The organism is Bdellovibrio sp. ZAP7 (assembly GCF_006874645.1).
Lineage (GTDB): Bacteria > Bdellovibrionota > Bdellovibrionia > Bdellovibrionales > Bdellovibrionaceae > Bdellovibrio.
Genome location: NZ_CP030082.1, coordinates 3,459,029 through 3,477,372 on the forward strand (window position 1 = coordinate 3,459,029; position 18,344 = coordinate 3,477,372).

Sequence of the window (18,344 nt, forward strand, 5' to 3'; positions counted from 1 at the left end):
GCGAAAAAATCCGCACTGCCGGAATCTCTTAACATTTGCCTGACCTCGCATCGTTTTCCGATTCTAAGTCGGGCAACTGATCATGGGTTTTTGTGGCCTATTGCTCGCGGCCTGGCTCGCGAAGGTCACAAGGTCACGGTTATTTCCGCGAACTCCCCTTTAAAAAAACCTGAAGTGACTCGCGATGGTGTTCGCGTGTTTTATCTGAATGAGGGCGAAAAAAATCTTGCTCACTTGCGCTTTCAAATGGCGGTTCGTCAGAAGTTCATGCAGCTTCACCGCGAAACTCCGTTTCACATTGTGCACTCGATTGATAAATCAGGTTATCGCATCGGCAATCGCAAAAAAGATCTGAATGTGGCTGTCGCTTACGACGTTGAAGCCACTCAGATGTCTCAGTTGTTTGCGATCCTGGCGATGAAGCAGGAAACTCTGCCCAGCATTCTGACGACGGGCCTTGCAACCGCTTATAAATTTTTGACGACTTATTATGGTGGAGACCGCCAGCTTCTTTCCACGGCGGATGGTATCTTTGTGACCAATCCTCAACAGAAAATCATCCTAGAAAGATATTATCTGTATCCGGATTTTCACACCTATACAGTGCCGTACGGAATTGATCTGGGGGATTTAACTCCCAAAGAACAATCTCTGGAGCTGCGAAATAAATTAAACCTGCCAGAAAATTCCCATATCGCAGTCACTATCAATGACATGACCGATGCCCATGAAATGCTGCCGTTATTGCAGGCTTTTGAAAAAGTCGCGATAAAAAAACCGAACAGCTATTTGATCGTGGTCGGTAACGGACCTAAATTTAAAGACGTGGAATACCAGGTTTTGAACTTGGCTTTGGGTAACCGTGTGATTTTGGCTGGCGCAGTACCAGCTTCCGAACTGGAAGACTATATTGTTTTGGGCGATGTTTTCATTAATATGGGTTCGCGCAGTACGGGTTTTGAGCCGTCAACTTTGGAAGCCATGGCACAAAAGAAAGTCGTCATGGGTTCTGAAGTTTCCCCGATCGCCAACATCATCGAAGATGGCCGCGACGGGTTCTTACTGCGCCCTGCTGACGTAGATTCGATCTCAAACCTTTTGGTGGAGATCTTTTCAGGAACAATGCCCGCAGATGAGATCGGCGAAAGAGCGCGTCAGCGCGTCATGGACCTGTTCGATACGGGTAAAATGGTCCAGGCCGTCATTGATGCCTACCGTAAAATCCTTCTCAATACCGGAATGTATAAGAAGCAATGAGTTAAATCATTGAAAAGTGGTAGTCAGCCCCCACACACCCTGTATAATCGGGAGTGTTATCAATACTTTATGTTCTAGAGGATCTGGACGATGACTAAAGCGGATTTGATTAATTTGATCTCTGAAAAAGCTGGTATCACTCGCGTGAAAGCAGAGACCGTTGTGAATACAATCTTCGATTCTATGGTTGAAGCGTTGATGCGTGATGACCGTATTGAGATCCGTGGTTTTGGTTCATTCGTGAATCGTCAATACGGTGCTTATAAAGGCCGCAATCCTCGCACAGGCGAAATCATCAACGTCGAAGAAAAGAAACTTCCATTCTTCAAAGTCGGTAAAGAACTTAAAGAAGACATCAACGGCGGCAAAGAGTAACTCACTCTGCCTACTGAATGAAAAAGGGACCACACGGTCCCTTTTTTTATGGTCTTTTTTAGATCCCTACAACGATGAAGTCGGAGTGCAGACCAGCTACTTTGGAAAAACGGAAATATCTGAGATATTTCTGATTCCGTGCAGGGCCATGAACAGACGTTCAACTCCCAAAGCAACCCCCCCACTGGGCGGCAAACCTGCATCCAGGCATTGGAAAAATTCTGGATCCAAAGCGATCATTTCCTTATGAGATTGCTGTTTCTTTTCCAGGTCTTCTTCAGAACGCTGTCTTTGAATTTGCGGATCGTTCAGTTCGTGGAACGCGTTGCAAAGTTCAAGGCCCTGCCAGTAGGCTTCGAATCTATCGCCCCAACCATCAGGCGTCAGTCGAGCAAGAGCCGCTTGGTAAGGTGGATACTTTTCGACAAAAATCAGGTCTTCGCCGTGCAATTGGGATTCGATTTTTTCCATAAAAATGAGGAAGAAAAAGTCGTCGATGCTTTCGGCACTGTGGACATCCACGTTTAGTTTTTGGGCGAGTGCTTTTAATTCTTCTTTTGTAGTTTCCGGTGTGAAATCAAATCCGCAATGGATTTTAAAAAGCTCCGCGACCGAATAGCTCAGAATCTTGCGAGGAGCTGGGAACTTTAAGACCTTCACCAGGTGCTGAACCAAATCAATCACGTCTTGCTTGATCGTTCCTAAGTTGTCGTAGGCGCGATACCACTCCAACATATTGAATTCCGGTTGATGACGTTCCGTCACTTCACCGTTACGAAAACAGGGGGCGATTTCAAAAATCTTTTCAGCGCCCAATGCGAGAGCTTTTTTCAGATGCAGTTCCGGGCTGGTCGGCAAATAAAGTTTTTCTTTGCGGGAACCAACTTTAAGTTCTGTCAAGAACACGTCCAAGGACGGCTCCGTTCCAGGACATACCACCAACGACGGTGTTTTTACTTCGACGAAATCTTTGCGACGGAAGAAATGGCGAACCTCTTCGACATAACGATTCCATTTTTCTAAAATGTCTTTGTTATAAGTGCGATTTGGCAGAGCGGCTTTATTGGGAGCAAGCAGAATTAATTCCGTCGCGGAAACTGCAGCAACAATGTCACCTTCGATCAGAAATTCCGACTGCGGCGGAGCTTTTTCAAAAGAGACGATCTGTTCTTTTCCATCGCGAATCAAAGTGATTTCCAGCTCACCCGCTTCGCGCACGATCTGATAAATACGACCTGCCGCCTTGGCATCAGCGGGCATCGCGGGATAAGACGTCCAATGTTGATTTAAAAAAGTATTTCTATCCAAAGTCCTTGCAGATTAGCGGTACGGCCTTACTTTGGGTAGCAAGAGTGCGTTAGACCTTAAAGAAATCCAAGCTAAAACAGAAAGCTTCTTCAGGATCAGAAGGGTCCGAGACCTTGTTAAATTCCTTAATGAAATTAGCAATCTTCTTTTTCAAAAGCTCAAAGTCATTTTCTGATATGGATTGGATCGCCGTATAGTGAATCGCCATTCTGTCATTCTTTTGCGTATTTTCAATAGACCGCAGACGCCAGTTTAAATGGTGATTCGAAACCCAAGAGCTATCATCAGAGAGATGAATATTCCCTGAACCCCACTTGTATCGACCGCCCTCTTTTGTGACGAACTCAAGACCTTCCAACTGATTCAAAAAATGCTGAACAACCGCCACCGACAATCCCAAACGCTTACCAATTTGTTCTGCGGTTTGAAACTTTGTGATGGAACTTAAGGTGTGGATGGCCGTCAGCATCCAATTCGAATAATAAGTTCCAACTCCCGAATCGACATCAGAAATGACATGACCTTCACGCTGTTGATTTTTCAACCTGTAAGCTTCCCTGGAAAGATCACGAATTTTATCTTCCAGTTTTTTACGAAGCTTTGGCGTATTGGCTTTTTCTTTTTCAACAAGCAGAAATAAATACTCCTGCTCGGTATCGGTCATCCCCAAATATTCTGACATCCCAAACACCTGATCCAGCGTCAGATGATTCTTTCCATTCAAACACGCCGACAGGTAAGACTTCTGGCACTCTCCAGCTTCGGCAAGCCTTGTGAGCAAGCCACGCTCAGAGCTGCAGATCTCCACCAGGAAAGTTTTATAGGATTTATAGTCGAATATGGTCTTCATGCTTATAAAGCTATCCATCACTTAGACATATGTAAAGTAAAACTGAACAAACAGGTAATTAAATAATAACATCTATATTTTTTCGAGGACTAAGGTCAGGTACTTTCTGCTGCAACGGAAACTAACTTTAACCAAGGAAACCATATGAAAACGATGATTCTGATTTTTACTTTATTTACTTCCATGAACGCTTTCGCAGGGGGCTCGATCGGTTTGGATCAGGCGATCCAAGAACTTACCTACGGCACTACAGGCAATGAGTGCGTTGGAGCAATCAAAGCAAATGCCGCCTTAGCTCACGCTTTACAAAAACTGAGCCTTGAGGAAGTTGGCACAGCTATTCGCATTGGACACATTCAAGAAAACTGCACTGGAACTCGCGTTATGCCTTATACATTCATGACCAAAGATAGAAAGCTGACAGTCGAAGTTACTGATGATGGCATTTTAGTACAGACAGCTGGCGCTGCTGAGTACGAAGTGGATCGTTCTATTGGTAAATCATTGGCATCTTTGACTATCGGTACAGTTCGCAAAGCTGATGCCTTGAAACAGGTTGCTTATGGTCACGCAGAACAATACTGCGGAAAAACAACTAAAGGCGATATCGCGTTAGCTCGTGCCCTAGCGACTTTGAATCTTTCAGATGTCGGAACAGGAGTTCGTATCACTCGCAAAAGCATCGTTGGCGTCTTGGCCCCGGCCTGCGCTGATCACAACTTCATGCCATATGCGTTTAAAACTAAAGACGGCAAGCTGTCTGTTGAAATTGACGAAAACACTTTCTATATAACTCCTACGACTCCCCAATAGGAATTCCACAGCTAAAAACCTGTGCCTGAGAAGCACAGGTTTTGCTCCTTATAGGAACCATAACGAAAGAACAGGCTCAGAATGAATTTATTGAATTTGACTGTTAAAAAGTTTTACACCGCACTAACAATCTTAGGCTGTATTGCGCAGACCTCAACCGCCTGCGCGACGTCGGTTCGCAATCCCGCGTCTCCAAATGAAAATCAAAATAAAATTACGATTAAGATCAAGCCTAATGCTGAGAAGGACAAGCAACCGAAGGCGCCGGCTTTGATTCTTGATACCAAAGAAGTCTTCGATAAATTAAGCCGCCCATCGGTCGAGGGCCCAAGAACTAGTGGCGGAGGTAACTCCTGTGCCCTTGCGATCACTCAAAACACGACGACTCTTGTTGAGCTTCTTAATGGTGAAGATTATGTCTATTTATTTAAATCAAAACAATTGGACCGCGTTCTATCAACCATAAAAAAGGCGCGCTTTTATTTGCAGGATAATTTGGTTGTAAATGGTCAATCCAAAGACGCCATGAACTTTCCGGCTCAAGGTGTGATCTACGTTTCGCCCAAACTTTGCGCGACAGAATTAATTGAGGTCTCAGGCCGCGCAATGAGTTTGTTACTTCACGAATATTTGGGGTTAGCGCAAATTGAAGATCGCAATTATCAGATTTCTGGAAAGTTTCTGTCAATTTATGCTGACGGAAAATCCGAAGATGCACAGGCAAAAGCTTGGCTGACGAATGAATTAAAAAGAGCTCTTCAAGGCAAGAAAAACTGCTTCGGCGATGCCGTCTCCAAAAAGGTTGCAGAAAAAGAAGAAGATAGAATTGTATTCACACCAGAGACCTTACGGATTGAAATACAGCCCATTGAATCCTATGGCCCCCTACTTAATGATAGGGAGTGTCGCGCCGTACTTGATAAAAATATGCGCGAAACAGAAGATGACGCAAAAGTGGTTTACCAAATCTGCCACGCTCCGCGCACCCGCACGTATTTTACAGCGATTCCGTTTGAGGGGCACAAGCACGGATGGTACGGGCGAGATGCACTTTACTATAAAGTAGAAAGACGTGAAGATACTACTACGATCAAGAAAGCTTCTGACGAATATGGTTACGGCGATCCGATTAAAGAGTCGACCAAGACCGAATACAAGTGCACACCTTTTGAGTTCGATTGGGAAAAAGTCGGAATTAAACCAAAAGACCAATAAAGACATAAAAAAAGCCTGATCAGAAACGACAGGCTTTTTTATTTAGCGGCAAAGACCTTGAGTACGTAGAGTTCCAAGTTCAGTGGAGATAGCTTCAAGGTCATCAGCTCCATAGACGACTTGCTCGCCGACCGTGATCCGATGTTTAACCCAAGCTCCATCAAAAATTCCTTCGCTGCTCAACGAACAAGATGGTTTTGCTTCCATTGTTGCAGCTGATGACCAGCTCGCAAGAAATGACAAAATAAGTGTAGTTCCGATTGCTAAAAGAATTCTCATGGTTTCCCCTTTCCCCTTGTGTCCTAATTGACTCCAGGTGATCTCTGCCTTCCTTCTAAAGCAATGTCCTTGCCAACTCTTTCTGGTCACTTTGACACCGAAGTCTTGGGAACGCATGGGAAGGAGTGGGGATTGCAGAGGGCCGCTACGCTCGGACAGTCCTCGCTCTTTTTTGTCAGCGTTTTTGAAGGCAGTTCAGGGGTTCGTCGATGTTTCACGGCTACGTTCGTTGCCACAAAGGCCTGCGGAACTCGCACGCGTCCCTCTGCAATCCCCACTCCTCCCCACGCGACACAATTTAGGTTTTCAAAATGACAGTGCAGATCTGCCTTCCTTCTTCAGAACTCGGGGTCAAGATGCACCAGAGACGAAAGTTGTCGGGGTTTTGGAAAAATTATGCTTCGGGAGGCGGTTGCTGACTTTGCTGATTGTCGCCGTAGCTCGTTTAAGGGTGAGAATGGGGGATGCATTTGTTGAATGTTATTGTGTAATTAATACCGTTGAAAGGTATACCGTTACTTGGTATATTAATTATGGCCATTCAGTCGTTTTCTTGCGATTTAACTTATCAGTTTTTTGTTAGTGGGAAGGTTTCTAAGAAGACTGGCTGGGTTTCGGTTCGGGATATTGCTCGGCGAAAATTGGATATGCTGCGCTTCGCCAAAAAACTTTTGGACCTTAGGTCGCCACCGGGCAATCGACTAGGAATTTTTTATGATTGAGATGAAACGACAACCGACGACTCCCGGGGAAATTTTGAATGAGGAGTTTTTGAAGCCTTTGAATCTGACTCAAAGGGCTTTCGCAGAGCACATTGGTGTAGAAGTTAAAACTATCAATCGCATTGTGAATGGTCGCCAGGGGTTGACTCCGGAAATTGCTCTCAGATTTGCTGCGGCCCTCGAGGTTTCTGTGGAATTTTGGTTGGATTTGCAGAAGGCTCAGGATCTGTGGCGCCTAAAAAATAGTAAAATTAAGCTGCCAAAACCATTAAAAGCCAGCTGAGTCCGTTTCCCCTCATTCTCCTCCCATAAGGGTTGAGTTTCTTGCCCTCTTCCGCTATCAGAACTATCGAATTCTACTGCGAAAAGAGGAAACATGCTCGACTTACATAAGACGCTGAATAGCCTGAAGGGGTCCGTTGAATGGGCTCAATTGAGATTGGTTAGTGAGAAGACTACTTGGCGTGTAATTCGTAATGAGCAATTCGAAACCAGTGACATTAGCTTTGATAATGGGTTGATGGTTGAGGTTCTTGTTAATGGTCATTTTGGTTATGCCGGAACCAGCGATCTAACGGCTGAGGGTGTGAAACGTGCTTTTGACAAAGCGACGTTGATGGCTCGTCAGGCATCTTCTTTTAAGGTTCATGACTTTTCTGTTTTGCAAAGACCGGTGGCTCAGGGCAAATATTCTTCTCCGGTTGTTCGTCCGATGGATTCTTACTCCGCGAAAGAGATCACAGATCTTTTCATCGATGCGACTCGTGCAATGAAAGTTTCTGATAAAATTATAAACCGTATAGCGATGGCGATGATTGTTGAATCAGAATTCTCTGTCGTCAGTACTCACGGTTCTGATGTTCATCAAAAGTTTTCTATCGTTAGTACAGACTTCAATGCGACGGCGGCTGATGCTGGTGAAGTCCAACAGCGCTCTCAAAGTGGTGGCTTGGCTCGATGCAATCAGATTGGTGCGGAAGTTTTTGATCGTGCAGCGATCTTAGACAGCGCCAAAATCATAGCAACTGAAGCTTTGGAATTGTTGACCGCCGAAAACTGTCCTTCAGAAACTTTGGATTTGCTAATTGCACCAGATCAAATGACTTTGCAAGTGCATGAGTCTATCGGGCACCCGCTGGAATACGATCGTATCTTGGGTGATGAAAGAAACTATGCGGGTTGGAGTTTTGTGAAGCCTGAAGATTTCGGGAAACTTCAATACGGTTCAAAGTTAATGAACGTGACTTTCGATCCGACGGTTCCAGATGCGATGGCTTCTTATGCTTTCGATGATGCTGGCGTTAAGGCGACAAAAGAATATTTGATCAAAGATGGCGTTTTGCTTCGTGGCCTAGGCAGCCTTGAATCTCAAGCACGCTTAAGCCTTCCAGGTGTTGCGAACTCTCGTTCATCCAGCTGGAATCGCGCTCCCATTGACCGTATGGCCAATATCAACCTAGAGCCCGGCACATCTAAGCTTTCAGATATGATCGCTTCTGTTGAGCGCGGTGTTTTCATGCATGCCAATAAATCCTGGTCGATCGATGACTACCGTAACAAGTTCCAATTCGGTTGCGAATACGCGCAAATGATTGAAAACGGCAAGATTACTAAAACTTTGAAAAATCCAAACTATCGCGGAACGACTGTGAAGTACTGGAACTCTTTGAAAGCCGTCAGCGAGAACCGTGAAACCTACGGCTCCCCATTCTGTGGCAAAGGTGAACCTAACCAAGTGATCCGCGTCGGTCACACAACTCCTTACTGCTTGTTCAGTGGTATCGAAGTGTTCGGAGCGTAATATGAACTTTATCGAAACAACGCAAAAAACATTTAATGCCATTGCTGACCAAATCTTTGCCAGACTTCAATCTGGCGAAGAAGCGAATATTAATTTGAATGCCGAAGACTCGGTCTTTGTTCGTATCAATAACAACAAAGTTCGTCAGAACACGCATGTTGAACAACGCACGATCAGCCTGCAATTTCAAAAAAATCAGCGCACAGCCCGCATCACTTTTGAAATTACGGGGGTTGCAGACCTCGACAAGGCTCGCGCTTTGGAAATTCTTGAGATGGCTCGCAAAGAGTGTGATTTGTTACCGGAAGATCCCAAGCAAGTTCCGATGCGCAACAACGGCACCAGCAGCAACTATATCAAAGGCAGTCTGCTGTCTCACGAAGAGATGTTTGAAAAACTGATTGCACCAGCAACAGGTTCTGACTTGGCAGGTATTTACTGCGCAGGTCCTCGCGTTTCTGCCAGCCGCAACTCTGCAGGACAAAACCATTTCTTTGCGACGGATTCATTCTTTATCGATTACTCTTTGTACATGGGCGAAAAGGCTGTGAAAGGCACTTACGCTGGGACTCAGTGGAATCAAAATGAATACGCAGCGAACCTGGCACAAAATAAAAATCAGCTGAAGCTGATGGATCGTCCTAAAAAAGTTTTGCCTCCAGGGCCTTACAAAGTTTATTTAGCTCCCGCTGCAGTCGCAGAAATGGCGTCCATGTTCTCATGGAGCGCGATGAGCTATAGCGCTTACAAGCAAGGCAGCAGCCCATTGCAAAAACTGGCGGATAAAGAAAAATCATTCTCGCCGCTTTTCTCGATGCGCGAAAATTTCTCGACGGGACTTACTCCCCCATTCAATTCCTTGGGTGAAGTTTCCCCAGAGAAAGTGGAATTGATCAATCAAGGTCAGCTTAAGACTTTCTTGATTTCTTCAGGCACAGCCAAAGAGTACGGCGTTGAAGGAAACTTGGCCAGCCCAAGTGAAGGGCCTCGCGCTCTGGAAATTATGCCAGGAACTTTGCCTAAGGAAAATATTTTGAAGGAATTGGGAACTGGCGTTTACCTTTCCAATCTTCACTACTTGAATTGGTCGGACCGTCCCAGCGCGCGCATCACGGGCATGACTCGTTATGCTTGTTTCTGGGTTGAGAACGGCGAAATCGTCGCGCCGATCGCAGATATGCGTTGGGATGAGAGCTTGTTTGATTGTCTGGGTGAAAACCTTTTGGCAGTGACGAACTTCCAGGAGATTGATCCTTCGGTCGACACTTACAACTCTCGCGCCTGGGGTGGAAAAAAACTGCCGGGACTTTTGATCAAAGATTTTAAATTTACTCTTTAGGAGAATTCACAAATGGTTACCTATATCGTGCAAACAACAGTTCAATACGAAGTCTACAATGAGTACGTAGAATGGTTGAAAAATGACTACATTCCTCAAGCCCTGAAAATCCCTGGATTTATCAGCGCTGATCTTTGCCTTCGCAAAGGCGGAGCGATGGAGTCTTCTGCCAAAGAACTTCGTATCGTGTTCAAAGTCGAGAGTGAAGACTCTATTAAATCCTATATTTCGGATCACGCAATGCCACTACGTGAAAAAGCGACTGAAAAATTCCCAGGCAGATTCTCTAACAATCGCGAAATTTGGCTAGATACCATTAATTTTGTGTCAAAATAACAGTTCGAGTCTTTTAAATCGGAAACCACGGGTGTAAAGTGGTTTCCGAGCTCTTGAAAGGAGAAGATCATGTCATCTGCATCATTTCAGAAACTTTTGAATAACCTCTCAAAGAACAAGAACGTACAAAGCCTTCTTGAGAACTTCCAAACTTTGAGCGACGAAATCAAAAAACGCGAAGGCGACCTTAAAGGTAAATTCGATAAATCCAAAGAACAGAAGATCGAGCAAGCTTGGCAAAAATACCAAGAGATCGTAAAAGTTTTGAGCGCCTCTGAAGAGAAGCTTGAAAAAGAAGTTACGACGACAATTGCGAAAATCAAAAAATCTGCGGACGCTCTAGAAAAGAACATCCAAGTCGCTAAGAAAAAAGCGATCGTTCAAAAAACGAAATTGGAAAAAGCATTGTTCAAAAAAACAATGACTGCGAAAAAAGGCGCTGCAAAAACTGCTAAGAAAGCTGCTGCAAAACGCCCCGTAAAAGCTGCTAAAAAGGCAGTTCGCAAGGCTACAAAAAAGGCTACTCGCAAGTAAAACTGTCTCAATAAGGCATAGACATAGGTCTGTTTTTGATACTTATGCTATGCCTTCCTCGCTTTTTCAAAAAACGAATCTTCGTATTATTCCTTCACCAAATCTTATTAATTGAATTTGGTATTACCTGAAGGTGTTCCGCAATAAAGTGATCTTTTTTTTGATTTCATTTTGGCAACAATGCTTAACTATTTGATTTGTCTTACCGAAGAGTCCTAAGGAACGTTTTTTAACGAATTCTTAACAGGGACGTCTCATGCGAATCGGTAAAAAAATCATAACTGTGTTTGCGCTGATACTGCTCGGGTTTATAGCATCTGTAGCAACAGCGTCTCCACAAAAACTCACATATCAGGGTCGTATCGTTGATTCCACCGGACATGCATTAAACTACAACGACGTCGCATTTAGATTCCAAATTACGTCCACCGATGGATTGTGTGTTCTTTATTATGAAGAGCGCCAACACATCAACATGCAAAACTCTGATGGTATCTTTGATATTGCGATCGGCGATGGCAATGTGATTTATGCTGCTGGCGGAGCGAATAAACTTTCTGATTCTTTCACAAATGGAATTACTCATAACTGTTACGGCGGTGGTACTTGGGCTGCCTCTTCGACTTCTGAACGTCTTTTGAAAGTAAGTTTCCATGACGGCACCGGTTGGCAGGCAGTGGATCCGGCTAACACGATTCGCTCCGTTCCGTTCGCAATGTCATCTTACTCCGCACAAACTTTGGCGGACAAAACTATTAATGACCTAGTATTGAAAGCTAGCTTAACTTCTTGTGCTGCCGGCCAAGCCTTAAGCTGGAATGGCACGACGTTCTCTTGCGTCGCAACTTCCACAGGTACACTGACAGGTGTGACAGCGGGCACAGGTCTTTCTGGTGGCGGCACATCTGGCACAGTGACTGTTTCTCTTGCGAACTCTGGTGTGACTGCTGGTACTTACGGTTCAGCAACTCAAGTTCCAGTGGTTGCCGTAGATGCCACAGGTCGCATTACTTCAGTAACTCCGACAACAATCACTGGTATCGCTCCGGGCGGTTCTGCTAGTGGTGATTTGAGCGGTTCATACCCTTCGCCAACAATTGCGAACAACGCTGTGACCAGTGCAAAAATTGCTGACGGCACTGTTGTCGCAGCCGACATGGATTTCACGGGTACGAACGTTGCTACATCAAGCATCGTGATCAAAGACTCCACAGGTAAATTTGCAGAGTTTGCATGTTCAACTGTTGGTCACGTTGCAACTTGGACTGCTGTGGGTTGGGGTTGCCAAGCTCCTTCAACAACAGATGCGACGAAGTTGCCTTTGGCTGGCGGTACAATGGCTGGCGCGATTGACATGAACAGTAACAACTTCACAAACATTGGTTTCATGACAATGTCTGCGAACAAGAGCCTTCATGTTTCAAACAATGCTGCAGACCCAAGCTTGGTTGCTGCTGATAAAGGTAAAATCTGGTTTAACTCGACAACGAATGAATTGAAATACTGGAACGGTACGACTGCCGTTGCTGTAGGTTCCACAGGTGCTGCAATCACAGACTTAACAGGTGATGTAACTGCAACAGGCCCGGGCTCAACGGCAGCAACTATTGCTAATAGCGCTGTAACTAATGCCAAAATGGCCAACATGGCTTCTTATACTTTGAAAGGAAATAACACGGGCTCTGCGGCAGCGCCGACAGATGTTACGATTACTTCTCTTCAAGGTACGACGGCCACAACATTTGCAGCAGGTAATGACTCCCGTATCACGGGCGCACTTCAATCGGGCGCATCTGCAGGTGGCGACCTGACGGGTACTTATCCAAACCCTACAGTCGCGTCTGGTGCAGTTACTTCTGCGAAAATCGCTTCTGGAACTATTCTTGGAACGAACATGGATTTCACGGGAGCAAACAGCGGAACAACTGGAATGGTTTTAAAAGATTCCACTGGGAAGTTCGCGAACTTTACATGCTCCACAGCGGGTGACGTACCGACTTGGACAGCTTCAGGTTTTTCTTGTCAGACGCCTTCACCACTTCTGCCTTCACTTGCTGACGGCAAAATGTGGGTGGGTGTAACAGGCACAGCAACAGCAGTGACGATGTCGGGTGATGCGACTTTGTCAAATGCAGGTGCTTTGACTCTGGCAAACGTTGTTTCCGCAGGAACTTATACAAAAGTAACTGTAGATACAAAAGGTCGTGTTACTACCGGCGCTAACTTAGCGGCTGGTGATATCACAACTGCTTTGACGTACACTCCTGTGAATAAAGCCGGTGACGTGATGACAGGATCTTTGGGTCTTGGCAACTTCACAAATGCAACGGAAGCAACTCTTATTACTGGTTGGACTGCTGCTGATAAAGGTAAAACTTGGTTCAATACTTCAACGAACCAAGTAAAATACTGGGATGGTTCTGCCGCTCAAGCTTTGGGAGTTTCTGGGGCGGGCTTAACGTCACTGAATGGTGAATCTGGTTCGGCGCAAACTTTTGCAACTCCAGGTACTTCTGGAACAGCTCCTGCTTGGTCTTCAGCTTCCAATGCTCATACATTGAATATCCCAATGGCTTCGGCCGCTGGTGTGACTGCGGGTCTTATCAGCAAAACTGATTACGATGCTTTCACGGCAAAACAAGCTGCAGGTAACTATGTTACTGCTTTGACTGGTGACGTAACAGCTTCAGGCCCAGGCTCTGCCGCTGCGACTATCGCTGCCAATGCCGTGACAAGTTCTAAAATTGCTGACGGCACTATCGTTGGCGCGGATATGGATTTCACTGGCGTAAATGCTGGTACTGCGAATCTTGTTATTAAAGATACATCCGGTAAATTCGCAAACTTTGGTTGTTCAACTGCAGGGCACGTTGCCACTTGGTCTGTGACCGGTTGGTCTTGTGCTGCCCCTACTCCACTTATGCCTTCACTAGCTAACGGAAAAATCTGGGTTGGGGATGGTTCGAATGCCGCAACGGCGGTGAGCGTAAGTGGCGATGCGACACTTGCTAATACAGGTGCTTTGACTCTGAAAAACACGGGTACTGCAGGTACATATTATAGTGTGACAACGGATGCTCAAGGCCGTGTGACAGCAGGTGCTGCTTCGTTGGTGGCTGCTGACATTCCAAATCTTGATTGGGCAAAAATCACTTCTGGCAAACCAACATCCCTTTCAGGTTATGGAATTACTGATGGCGTTCAAAATGCTGGTGGCACTCCAAGTGTTGCTACAGGTTTGGATGCAAGTAAACCAGCTGCTGGTACTGCCGGTCGCATTTACGTAGCGACAGATACGCAAAAAATCTATTCTGACTCTGGTGCTGTATGGACAGTTGTTGGTGCTTACACTTCACTGACTGGTGCAACTGGCGCCTTCGTTAACGGCGGTAACTCTTTCGGTACGGCCGCTTCCCTTGGAACAAACGACAGTAATCAATTAACTCTTAAAACAAACAACACAGATCGTATCACGATCGACACCGCTGGTAACGTAGGTATCGGTGGAGCGCCGGCTTATAAAGCTCATATCAGAAATGGTGTTCTTGCCGTTAAAGGTGACGCTGGTTCATCGAATGCTCCATCCACTGAATCCGTGGCTTCTTTCGATAGAGAAGCTGTTGGCGGTGTCGGTATGAACATGTACACAATGAACGCCCAACCTGCGACAATCTATTTCGGTAATACTTCGAGTGCGCAGCAAGGTTCTATCAAATACCAAGTTGATGCTTCCACTCCAGCGAATCAATATATGGCTTTCCGCGTGAACTCTGCTGAAAGAGCGCGAATCACTTCGACTGGAAACTTTGGTATCGGGACAACTACGCCAACTTCTCCTTTACATGTAGCTGGCACGATGACTAATACCAGTGGTGCACCAGCATTGAACTACTTCTACGGAACTGCAGATCCGACGGCGGCTTCCACGGCCGTATTCTATGGCAGCAATGGGTCTGTTGCTAAATTTGACAATGCCAACATGTCGGGCGCCCAAACTGTCGGTGCTGCCGGTATCGTTGAACAAGGTGGAACAGGCACTTTGGGTACGGCCGTTGGTGTAGAAGGTTATCTTACGAAGTACGGCACAGGAAATGTTACTAACTCCTATGGCGTATTCTCACACATGAAAAGCAGCGCCGCAGGAACGATTGGATCATTCTCTGGTTTACGAGTGGCTACGGACGTTACCGCGGGTACTCTAACCAATGCCTACGGTGTCTATATTGAAACTCTTCAAGGGACCAATCGTTACGGTATCTATCAGCAAGGTGCTTCCGATCAAAACTATTTTGCTGGTGCAGTGGGCGTCGGAGTCTCCTCTCCGGCCTATAAACTTGATGTCGCTGGTGACATTAACATCACTGGTAATTTCAAAATCAATGGCACTAATATCGCAACTGGTGGCGGTACCATCACCGCTTTAACTGGCGATGTGACTGCAAGTGGTACTGGCTCCGTGGCGGCAACCATCGCTAACAGTGCCGTGACGAATGCCAAAATGGCAAACATGGCTGCAAATACTCTTAAAGGTAATGCCACAGGTTCGGCGGCGGCGCCAACAGACATTACAATCGCGAGCTTACAGGGTACAACTTCAACTACCTTTGCAGCTGGAGATGACTCTCGTATTACAGGAGCATTGCAAAGCGGTGCAACTGCGGGTGGAGACCTTACGGGTACTTATCCAAACCCTACGATCAACACGGGCGCGGTGACGACATCTAAAATCGCAAGTGCTACGATCCTTGGTACTAACATGAACTTCACGGGTGTAAATGCCGGAACTTCCAACATGGTCATCAAAGACTCCACTGGAAAGTTCTATGACTTCGGTTGTTCGACTGCAGGCTACGTTGCGACTTGGACTGTTTCCGGTTGGGCTTGTCAGGCCATCACTGTTTCTGGGTCAAGCTTCGGTTCGCAAACTCAAAAAACATTCTTGGCTGCTCCTACGGGCGCTGATGGCAATCCAACTTTCAGAACAATTGCTTCGACGGACTTGCCAACTTCTGTTTACGTAAATGGCGGCAACTCATTCGGCGCGGCTGCAACAATTGGTACAGCGGATGCAAATACCTTAACAATCAATACGAATAACACAGCACGAATGACATTCCTTTCTACAGGTAAAGTTGGTATTGGTCCAACCTCCCCAGCTTACCCACTTGAAGTATCTGGCGGCAGCACTGGTGACTATTCGAAATCAACTATCTCAACGGACAGCAGTATTGCCTTAGGCGGCTTTGATTTTTCTTCTGTAACAGGTAAAGGACTTTTACTTGCCAAAGTATACGATGGTACAGGCACTCACAAAGGTTATGTGTATTTCTCAACTCCATCAGGAAATGGTGCCGCGGTAACTTTACGCACGGCCGACCAGACAAAATCTGGAAGCATGCAGATGATTAACTCCGATGGTCACATCAGCTTCCAAACTAACGGCACTGAAAGATTGGGTGTGGGTTATTCAAATACCATCACCGCGTCCACGGCGGTGGTCGGTACGCCTTCAACAGTTGCAGCTGCTGCAGTTGACTTATCAACAAGCAATACGCATACATTGAACTCAGTGGGTGGTTCAACTATCACTCTTTCGAATATGGCGAATGGTGGTCACTATACTCTGGTGATTACGGATACAACTTCTCGTACGTACACTTTCTCTGGTTGTAACTCGTCGAAGTTCTCTCCGTCGAACCAAGCAACAGTTGCGGGCACACCTTCGATTTATTCCATCATCACGATTTACAATGGATCGACTTACGATTGTTACATCACTTGGTCGACAGGGTATAACTAATCATGAATAAAACTATCGGCTCAATCATGATGATTTTGCTTTCTGTGTCTGTTTCTCAGGCACAGATTCCCGGCACGCAAACCGGTTTGCCGTCGGCGCACAATTCACAAGAATGCAAAAGTCCGGATCGCGCGGCTTGGATGCCTCAGGCAAACTCCATTCAGGCAATCTGGCACATGGATGGAACAGTTGGAAATGTCGCGAATGCTTCAGTCCTCCCTTCAGGATTTACCGGAGGCCCCACATTAACAGCAACGATGGCAGGCACAAATCTTAGCTATGGCAACTCCACGATTGCAAATTTTCGTCAAACGATCACTGGAAACGGAAACGCCAATGACATTATTAAACTAACAACAACGTCTGACCTTGCTGATTTACCTGCAGCAACATTCAGTATGTGGGTTAAGATGGCTTATCCTTCTGGATCCAATCAACGATTGTTTTATAGAAGCGACAACAACACTTCCAAAGGATACTTTTTCGTCTTTCGCACGGATGGCTCGCTGGACTTCCGTAAAGTTCATGCCTCCACAAATATGGAGCGCCAATCCTGTCCGATCTCCTCGGCCTACTGGGGAACTGGCTGGCATCATCTGGTGGTAACATGGGATGGTACTTCGAACTACACGGGTCTGAAATACTACTTGGACGGGACTGAGTTAACTTTCAACGTCGCAGATTCTCGCTTCACGGGAACTTGCACCAACCAAGCTTCTTATGGGGGCTATGCAACCGGTACGAATGGCACTGGGGGTTTTACCACTGATGCCGCGTATCCTTTTATTTTATTTGGCGTTCCAGCGAGCTCGGCTTCGAACCCCACTTCAGCTTCTCTGACAGGTTCCATGGACGAAGTTATGATCTGGAATAAAGCACTGACTGCTGCGGAAGTAGCCGTCGTTTACAAACATCAAAAGTGCAATTAGACCTTCGTTGGTCCTGACGCTCGATTCATTGAAAACCCTTCTATAAATTGCGATGATTAGACCTGAATGAAGGTTTTTAAAATCATCGCGAAGCATCTTCTGCTTTTCGCAGTTATCAGCATCACAACTCTTTTTCTTGCGATAGGTGGAGTCACCTATTACGTGCTGAACCATATCCATGACGAAAGCGACAACAACCACAACCTTCATGAGGTGATGAAGATTGGCGAAAGCTATGTGGCGGAACTGGATTCTTTCGCGGGTCTGGAAAAAATGCTGCAAAATAAGACAATGCCTCCATTCTGCAAAACCCTGTGCAATCCGAGTTCGATCAGTCAGGAAACGCTTTTAAACGAGCGCACCCCCTATCTGACCGAGTTTTATAACGCTACCGGGTCCAAGGCCTTTCAGGACCCTATGTTCCGCTTTAAAATATGGCAGATGAACTCGGTTTCCCGAGCAGTTCCTGCGTCTGTTCGCGAAATTCTGAAGGATGTTCTAAATAAAGAATCCCTGGCCCCGAAAAACAAGATTTTGCTAGCCTTGCAGATCGAAACCGTTCTGTTAACAAATCTTCCCACACTCCAAAGCCGTATGGATGCGTTTATGGCCGATTCTGAGCGCCAAAACCAAGCCCGTGCTTGGATCAAAGCCTGCCAAATGGGCGGGAATTCAAAAAAAATCATGGCCGAGTGCGAGGCTGAATTCAGACCTGTGATAAAGTAGTCATATTGCCTTGCATTAGCTGAGTCGCTTCCTCTACAAAGCTTTAATCGTTTTCTCCGA

At 45.9% G+C, this 18,344-nt stretch carries 15 protein-coding genes; 12 read left to right on the forward strand and 3 right to left on the reverse strand.

All coding sequences use genetic code 11. The features are described 5' to 3' along the window. The first annotated feature begins 90 nt into the window (after window positions 1-90). Together DOM22_RS16505 and DOM22_RS16510 are read left to right on the forward strand one after the other, a co-directional pair. Complete coding sequence (locus tag DOM22_RS16505) at window positions 91-1,257, forward strand: glycosyltransferase family 4 protein (RefSeq protein WP_246845711.1); 1,167 nt, start codon at window positions 91-93, stop codon at window positions 1,255-1,257. A 90-nt stretch (window positions 1,258-1,347) separates the two neighbouring features. Then, complete coding sequence (locus DOM22_RS16510) at window positions 1,348-1,632, forward strand: HU family DNA-binding protein (protein WP_088616367.1); 285 nt, start codon at window positions 1,348-1,350, stop codon at window positions 1,630-1,632. A 96-nt stretch (window positions 1,633-1,728) separates the two neighbouring features. Here the strand turns inward: DOM22_RS16510 and epmA are convergent, their stop codons facing one another. Next, window positions 1,729-2,940 carry an EF-P lysine aminoacylase EpmA gene (epmA, locus tag DOM22_RS16515; protein ID WP_246845712.1) on the reverse strand — a complete coding sequence of 404 codons (1,212 nt, stop codon included), beginning with the start codon at window positions 2,938-2,940 and terminating at the stop codon, window positions 1,729-1,731. 49 nt (window positions 2,941-2,989) lie between these two features. Continuing rightward, complete coding sequence (locus DOM22_RS16520) at window positions 2,990-3,790, reverse strand: TIGR02147 family protein (RefSeq protein WP_142701424.1); 801 nt, start codon at window positions 3,788-3,790, stop codon at window positions 2,990-2,992. Window positions 3,791-3,934: 144 nt separating this feature from the next. On the opposite strand from DOM22_RS16520, the gene DOM22_RS16525 reads away from it, so the two are divergent. Both DOM22_RS16525 and DOM22_RS16530 read left to right on the forward strand, forming a co-directional pair. Further along, window positions 3,935-4,603 (forward strand): hypothetical protein, encoded by a 669-nt coding sequence (locus DOM22_RS16525; RefSeq protein ID WP_142701425.1) that lies wholly within the window; start codon window positions 3,935-3,937, stop codon window positions 4,601-4,603. Window positions 4,604-4,684: 81 nt separating this feature from the next. Then, window positions 4,685-5,818, forward strand: coding sequence for a hypothetical protein (locus tag DOM22_RS16530; protein ID WP_142701426.1), 1,134 nt, complete (start codon window positions 4,685-4,687; stop codon window positions 5,816-5,818). A 42-nt stretch (window positions 5,819-5,860) separates the two neighbouring features. On the opposite strand, the gene DOM22_RS16535 is transcribed toward DOM22_RS16530, so the two are convergent. Next, the gene (locus DOM22_RS16535; RefSeq protein ID WP_142701427.1) at window positions 5,861-6,097 is read right to left on the reverse strand and encodes a hypothetical protein; all 237 of its coding nucleotides are present in this window, start codon (window positions 6,095-6,097) and stop codon (window positions 5,861-5,863) included. A 714-nt stretch (window positions 6,098-6,811) separates the two neighbouring features. Between DOM22_RS16535 and DOM22_RS16540 the strand changes: the two genes are divergently transcribed. The 8 genes from DOM22_RS16540 to DOM22_RS16575 all read left to right on the forward strand — a co-directional run bounded on the left by DOM22_RS16540 (window position 6,812) and on the right by DOM22_RS16575 (window position 18,284). Beyond that, window positions 6,812-7,102: a HigA family addiction module antitoxin gene (locus DOM22_RS16540; protein WP_142701428.1), complete on the forward strand. Its 291-nt coding sequence runs from the start codon at window positions 6,812-6,814 to the stop codon at window positions 7,100-7,102. A gap of 93 nt (window positions 7,103-7,195) precedes the next feature. Then, window positions 7,196-8,620 (forward strand): TldD/PmbA family protein, encoded by a 1,425-nt coding sequence (locus DOM22_RS16545; RefSeq protein WP_142701429.1) that lies wholly within the window; start codon window positions 7,196-7,198, stop codon window positions 8,618-8,620. Between the two features lies 1 nt (window position 8,621). Beyond that, window positions 8,622-9,959 (forward strand): TldD/PmbA family protein, encoded by a 1,338-nt coding sequence (locus DOM22_RS16550; protein ID WP_142701430.1) that lies wholly within the window; start codon window positions 8,622-8,624, stop codon window positions 9,957-9,959. 12 nt (window positions 9,960-9,971) lie between these two features. Beyond that, window positions 9,972-10,295 (forward strand): DUF4286 family protein, encoded by a 324-nt coding sequence (locus DOM22_RS16555; protein WP_142701431.1) that lies wholly within the window; start codon window positions 9,972-9,974, stop codon window positions 10,293-10,295. Between the two features lie 69 nt (window positions 10,296-10,364). Continuing rightward, complete coding sequence (locus DOM22_RS16560; protein WP_142701432.1) at window positions 10,365-10,829, forward strand: actin-binding protein; 465 nt, start codon at window positions 10,365-10,367, stop codon at window positions 10,827-10,829. A 256-nt stretch (window positions 10,830-11,085) separates the two neighbouring features. Further along, window positions 11,086-16,629 carry a hypothetical protein gene (locus DOM22_RS16565; RefSeq protein WP_142701433.1) on the forward strand — a complete coding sequence of 1,848 codons (5,544 nt, stop codon included), beginning with the start codon at window positions 11,086-11,088 and terminating at the stop codon, window positions 16,627-16,629. Between the two features lie 2 nt (window positions 16,630-16,631). Further along, window positions 16,632-17,558 (forward strand): LamG domain-containing protein, encoded by a 927-nt coding sequence (locus tag DOM22_RS16570; RefSeq protein ID WP_142701434.1) that lies wholly within the window; start codon window positions 16,632-16,634, stop codon window positions 17,556-17,558. A gap of 66 nt (window positions 17,559-17,624) precedes the next feature. Further along, window positions 17,625-18,284, forward strand: coding sequence for a hypothetical protein (locus DOM22_RS16575; RefSeq protein ID WP_142701435.1), 660 nt, complete (start codon window positions 17,625-17,627; stop codon window positions 18,282-18,284). Window positions 18,285-18,344: the final 60 nt, after the last annotated feature.

Bases quoted from the DNA above. Each gene is read 5' to 3' on its own strand.
- DOM22_RS16510 (WP_088616367.1), top strand. From the start codon at position 1,348: ATGACTAAAGCGGATTTGATTAATTTGATCTCTGAAAAAGCTGGTATC.
- DOM22_RS16520 (WP_142701424.1), bottom strand. From the start codon at position 3,790: ATGAAGACCATATTCGACTATAAATCCTATAAAACTTTCCTGGTGGAG.
- DOM22_RS16525 (WP_142701425.1), top strand. From the start codon at position 3,935: ATGAAAACGATGATTCTGATTTTTACTTTATTTACTTCCATGAACGCT.
- DOM22_RS16530 (WP_142701426.1), top strand. From the start codon at position 4,685: ATGAATTTATTGAATTTGACTGTTAAAAAGTTTTACACCGCACTAACA.
- DOM22_RS16535 (WP_142701427.1), bottom strand. From the start codon at position 6,097: ATGAGAATTCTTTTAGCAATCGGAACTACACTTATTTTGTCATTTCTT.
- DOM22_RS16540 (WP_142701428.1), top strand. From the start codon at position 6,812: ATGATTGAGATGAAACGACAACCGACGACTCCCGGGGAAATTTTGAAT.
- DOM22_RS16545 (WP_142701429.1), top strand. From the start codon at position 7,196: ATGCTCGACTTACATAAGACGCTGAATAGCCTGAAGGGGTCCGTTGAA.
- DOM22_RS16550 (WP_142701430.1), top strand. From the start codon at position 8,622: ATGAACTTTATCGAAACAACGCAAAAAACATTTAATGCCATTGCTGAC.
- DOM22_RS16555 (WP_142701431.1), top strand. From the start codon at position 9,972: ATGGTTACCTATATCGTGCAAACAACAGTTCAATACGAAGTCTACAAT.
- DOM22_RS16560 (WP_142701432.1), top strand. From the start codon at position 10,365: ATGTCATCTGCATCATTTCAGAAACTTTTGAATAACCTCTCAAAGAAC.
- DOM22_RS16565 (WP_142701433.1), top strand. From the start codon at position 11,086: ATGCGAATCGGTAAAAAAATCATAACTGTGTTTGCGCTGATACTGCTC.
- DOM22_RS16570 (WP_142701434.1), top strand. From the start codon at position 16,632: ATGAATAAAACTATCGGCTCAATCATGATGATTTTGCTTTCTGTGTCT.
- DOM22_RS16575 (WP_142701435.1), top strand. From the start codon at position 17,625: ATGAAGGTTTTTAAAATCATCGCGAAGCATCTTCTGCTTTTCGCAGTT.